The following is a 5,417-nucleotide window of genomic DNA, read 5'->3' on the forward strand; positions in this document are numbered from 1 at the left end:
GCCCAGGGTGGTGAAGATGTCAAAAACCCGGTATCCGGTTAACCGCAAGGCTGCTCCGCTTAAGTGAACAGCATTGCTCCCGAAGGAGGCCTTTTGTGTACAGCCAAGCGAAATCAGACGCTGTAGTACAGGTCGTATTCCAGTGGGTGTACGAAGGTGCGAACCTTGATTTCTTCTTCGGATTTCAGCTCGATGTAGGCATCGATGAAGTCATCGGAGAACACGCCGCCTTTGGTCAGGAAGGCGCGGCCCTGGTCCAGGGCTTCCAAGGCTTCTTTCAAGCTGCCGCATACCTGTGGAATTTCCTTGGCCTCTTCAGGCGGCAGGTCGTACAGGTTCTTGTCGGCGGCATCGCCCGGGTGAATCTTGTTCTGGATACCGTCCAGGCCAGCCATCAGCAAGGCCGCGAAAGCCAGGTAAGGGTTGGCGGCTGGGTCGGGGAAGCGCGCTTCGATACGACGGCCTTTAGGGCTGTTGACGTAAGGAATACGAATGGACGCGGAGCGGTTGCGGGCCGAGTAGGCCAGCATGACCGGCGCTTCGAAACCAGGCACCAAGCGCTTGTAAGAGTTGGTGGACGGGTTGGTGAAGCCGTTCAGGGCCTTGCCATGCTTGATGATGCCGCCGATGAAGAACAGGGCGGTGTCGGACAGGCCGGCATAACCTTCGCCCGCGAAGGTGTTCTTGCCGTCTTTGGAGATCGACATGTGCACATGCATGCCCGAGCCGTTATCGCCGTACAGTGGCTTGGGCATGAAGGTCGCGGTGCGGCCGTAGGCATCGGCCACGTTGTGCACCACGTACTTCAGGGTCTGGGTTTCGTCAGCCTTCTTCACCAGGGTATTGAATTTCACGCCGATTTCGTTCTGGCCGGCGGTTGCCACTTCGTGGTGATGAACTTCGACGGTCAGGCCCATTTCTTCCAGGGCGTTGCACATGGCCGTGCGGATTTCGTGGTCATGATCGACCGGTGGCACTGGGAAGTAGCCGCCTTTCACGCCTGGGCGGTGGCCCTTGTTGCCGCCGTCGACGTCCTGGTCGGTCATCCAGGAGGCTTGCTCTGAGAAGATCTTGAACATCGAGCCGGAAATATCCGACTTGAACTTCACTTCGTCGAAGATGAAGAACTCGGGCTCCGGGCCCACGAAAACGGTGTCACCGATGCCGGTGGACTTGAGGTATTCCTCGGCACGGTGGGCAATGGCGCGTGGGTCGCGGTCGTAGCCTTGCATCGTGGACGGTTCAATGATGTCACAGACCAGGATCAAGGTCGGCTCTTCGGTGAACGGGTCCAGCACGGCGGTTTCATCGTCTGGCAGCAGGATCATGTCGGAGGCTTCGATGCCTTTCCAGCCTGCGATGGAGGAGCCGTCGAACATCTTGCCGACTTCGAAGAAGTCGTCATCCAGAGCATCGCGCGCTGGCATGGTGACGTGCTGCTGCTTGCCTTTGGTATCGGTGAAGCGCAGATCAATCCACTTTACGTCATGATCTTTGATGAGTTGAACCGACTTCGACATGGTGTCCTCCGGGTGGATTGGAGCGTACTGTGTCGCTCCCGAGATTCAGTGCTGCCGCCGCATACTCGGCCATGGCAACCTGCCTCACAAGGGAGCAATTTACATGCCAGTGCCCTGAGATGGGCACAGTGGCCCAAATGCCCGATTGTATAGGTGTAATAGCGTCTCGATAAAAATTAGCCGCCCTTTAAAGGCGCATTCGAGTGAAGCTGTGTGCAATTTTGGTGCGCTTGCGCCTTTCGACAGATAGTTGGTCAAAGCTTGAACAATTTCCGCTATAATGCTGCCCCTTTTTTCCAGCTGGGCCATTGCGCGCGCTGTTCATGAAACTCATCGTAAAAGTCTTCCCCGAGATCACCATCAAAAGCCCGCCGGTGCGCAAGCAGTTCATCCGCCAGCTTGCGAAAAACATTCGCGCGGTGGTACGTGACCTGGACGCCGACATCAAGGTGGCCGGCGTGTGGGACAACATCGAGATTCAAACGAAGGTCACCGACGCCAAGGTTCTCAAGGAGCTGATCGAGCGGCTGAGCTGCACGCCGGGTATCGCGCATTTCTTGCAAGTGGATGAATACCCGCTGGGCGACTTCGACGACATCGTTGCCAAGTGCAAGGCGCACTTTGGTCATTTGCTGCCGGGTAAGCGTTTCTCCGTGCGCTGCAAGCGTGCTGGCCGCCACACCTTCAGCTCCATGGACGTCGACCGCTACGTGGGTAGCCAGTTGCGCCAGCAGTGCGGTGCGGCGGGTATTGACCTCAAGGCCCCGGAAGTCGTGGTGCGGATGGAAATCCGTGACCAGCGCCTGTTCGTGATCCACGGCCAGCATGCGGGCATTGGCGGTTACCCCCTGGGCGCGCTGGAGCAGACCCTGGTGCTGATGTCCGGTGGCTTCGACTCCACCGTAGCGGCGTACCAGATGATGCGCCGTGGCTTGATGACCCATTTCTGCTTCTTCAACCTGGGCGGCCGGGCCCACGAGCTGGGTGTGATGGAGGTGGCGCATTATCTGTGGAAGAAGTACGGCAGCTCCCACCGCGTGCTTTTTATCAGCGTGCCGTTTGAAGAAGTGGTAGGTGAAATCCTTGCCAAAGTGGACAATAGCCAGATGGGCGTCATCCTCAAGCGGATGATGCTGCGCGTCGCCAGTCGCATGGCCGAACGCCTGGAGATAAACGCCTTGGTAACTGGCGAGGCGATTTCCCAGGTGTCCAGTCAAACGCTTACCAACCTGGCGGTCATCGACGCGGTAACGCCCACGCTGGTGCTGCGCCCGTTGCTTGCAACGCACAAGCAAGACATCATCGACACCGCCACCGCTATCGGTACCGCGGATTTTGCCAAGCATATGCCTGAATACTGTGGCGTGATCTCGGTAAACCCTACCACCAGCGCTCGTGGTTATCGTATCGAGCGCGAAGAGCAGCGCTTCGACATGGCGGTACTGGAAAGCGCCTTTGAACGCGCCCGACTGGTGTCCATCGACAATGTGATCGACGAGCTGGGCCAGCAGGTCGAGATCGAAGAGGTCGGCGAAGCCTTGGCCAGCCATGTGGTGCTGGATATTCGTCACCCCGATGCCCAGGAAGACGCCCCGCTGTCAGTCGAAGGGGTGGAGGTACGGGCACTGCCGTTTTATGCGTTGAACAACCGGTTCAAGGATCTCGATCCTGGCCGGCAATACCTGTTGTATTGCGACAAGGGTGTCATGAGCAGGCTGCATGCTCATCACCTGCTCAGCGAGGGGCACGCCAATGTGCGCGTTTATCGTCCGGCCTAGGAGGGGCCTTGGTGGCCGTGGTCGCCATCGCCCCCCTGACCCGGCGCGCTGATCGCGCCCATTGATCGGCCGTCGCCTTGAGCCGGCCCCACCGAATTCATCATCGAGATATGCCCTGTGAGAGATAAGCTTCGTAACATCGCCATCATCGCCCACGTTGACCATGGTAAAACCACTCTGGTCGACAAGCTCTTGAAGCTGTCCGGCACTCTGGACCGTAAAGAGCTGAACGACGAACGCGTGATGGACAGCAACGACCAGGAAAAAGAGCGCGGCATTACCATCCTGGCGAAAAACACTGCGATCAAGTGGAACGGCTACGACATCAACATCGTGGATACCCCCGGCCACGCTGACTTCGGCGGCGAGGTCGAGCGCGTGATGTCCATGGTGGACTCCGTGCTGCTGCTGGTCGACGCTCAAGACGGCCCTATGCCGCAGACCCGTTTCGTCACCCAGAAAGCCTTCAAGGCTGGCCTGCGTCCGATCGTGGTCGTGAACAAGGTCGACCGCCCAGGCGCGGACCCAGATAAAGTCGCGGGCCTGATTTTCGACCTGTTCGACAACCTGGGCGCCACCGAAGAACAACTGGACTTCCCGATCGTCTACGCCAGCGCCCTGAATGGCATCGCCGGCCTGGACTACCAGGACATGGCCGACAACATGGACCCTCTGTTCCAGGCCATCCTGGACCACGTGCCGGCGCCCAAGGTCGACCTCGAAGGCCCGTTCCAGATGCAGATTTCCGCACTGGACTACAACAGCTTCCTGGGTGTTATCGGCATTGGCCGCATCACCCGCGGCCGCATCAAGGCCAACAGCCCGGTCATCGCCATCGATGCCGAAGGCAAGAAGCGTAACGGCCGTATCCTCAAGCTGATGGGCCACCACGGCCTGCAGCGTGTCGAAGTCGCTGAAGCCGAAGCGGGTGACATCGTGTGCATCAGCGGCATGGATCAGCTGTTTATCTCCGACACCCTGTGCGACCCACAGACCGTCGAAGCGCTGCCTCCACTGAGCGTGGACGAGCCAACCGTGAGCATGACCTTCCAGGTCAACGACTCGCCGTTCTGCGGCAAGGAAGGCAAGTTCGTTACCAGCCGCAATATCAAAGAGCGCCTGGAAAAAGAGCTGCTGCACAACGTGGCCCTGCGTGTCGAGGAAACCGACAGCGCCGACAAGTTCAAGGTCTCCGGCCGTGGCGAACTGCACCTTTCGGTGCTGATCGAAACCATGCGTCGCGAAGGCTTCGAGCTGGCCATTTCGCGTCCTGAAGTGGTTATCAAGGAAGTGGACGGCGAAAAGCAGGAGCCCTACGAAGCGGTCACCATTGACATCGAAGAGCAGCACCAGGGTGCGGTGATGGAACAGATGGGCCTGCGTAAGGGCGACCTCTCCAACATGGTGCCGGATGGCAAAGGGCGTATCCGCCTGGAGTACACCATTCCAGCCCGTGGCTTGATCGGTTTCCGTAACGCCTTCCTGACCATGACGTCTGGCAGCGGGATCCTCACCGGTACCTTCAGCCACTATGGCCCGATCAAGGCTGGTGACGTCAACCACCGTCAGAACGGCGTGCTGGTGTCCATGGCTACCGGTAAGGCGCTGACCTATTCGCTGGAAACCTTGCAGGACCGCGGCAAGCTGTTCCTCGAGCCTGGCCAGGAAATCTACGAAGGCCAGTTGGCCGGCATCAACAGCCGCGACAACGACTTGGTGATCAACCCTACCAAGGGCAAGAAGCTCGACAACATGCGCGCTTCGGGCAAGGACGAAACCATCGCCCTGGTGCCGCCGATCAAGTTCACCCTTGAACAGGCCCTGGAGTTCATCGATGACGACGAGCTGGTTGAAGTAACGCCGAAGTCGATCCGCCTGCGTAAGAAAGTACTGAACGAGAACGAGCGTAAGCGCGCCTCTAAGTAATTTCGTTGTAAGAGCGATAGCTCGCGAAACAGAAACCCCTGTTACCTCACGGTGGCAGGGGTTTTTGTTTTGCGCTATTCGTAAGCTGACGGCCACGCCTCATCGCACAAACGGATGTTGAACTGCGCCCCAAAACCTGGACAGTGATCGTTAAGCCGTTTGAGCCTGGGCCCTGTACGCTACAGGGCTTAGG

The 5,417-nt window shown here is 58.6% G+C and carries 3 protein-coding genes; 2 read left to right on the forward strand and 1 reads right to left on the reverse strand.

Features of this window, described 5'->3' with window-relative positions; all coding sequences use genetic code 11:
• Nucleotides 1–113: 113 nt before the first annotated feature.
• A complete protein-coding gene (gene glnA / locus ACWKV4_RS20515; RefSeq protein ID WP_483834041.1) occupies nucleotides 114–1,520 on the reverse strand; it encodes a glutamate--ammonia ligase in 1,407 nt (468 codons plus the stop codon).
• A gap of 323 nt (nucleotides 1,521–1,843) precedes the next feature.
• Between glnA and thiI the strand changes: the two genes are divergently transcribed.
• Both thiI and typA read left to right on the forward strand, forming a co-directional pair.
• Complete coding sequence (gene thiI / locus ACWKV4_RS20520) at nucleotides 1,844–3,298, forward strand: tRNA uracil 4-sulfurtransferase ThiI (protein WP_483834040.1); 1,455 nt, start codon at nucleotides 1,844–1,846, stop codon at nucleotides 3,296–3,298.
• A 117-nt stretch (nucleotides 3,299–3,415) separates the two neighbouring features.
• On the forward strand, nucleotides 3,416–5,224 hold the full coding sequence (gene typA, locus ACWKV4_RS20525; RefSeq protein ID WP_483834039.1) for a translational GTPase TypA: 1,809 nt from the start codon (nucleotides 3,416–3,418) through the stop codon (nucleotides 5,222–5,224).
• Nucleotides 5,225–5,417: the final 193 nt, after the last annotated feature.

The organism is Pseudomonas artemisiae (assembly GCF_057128685.1).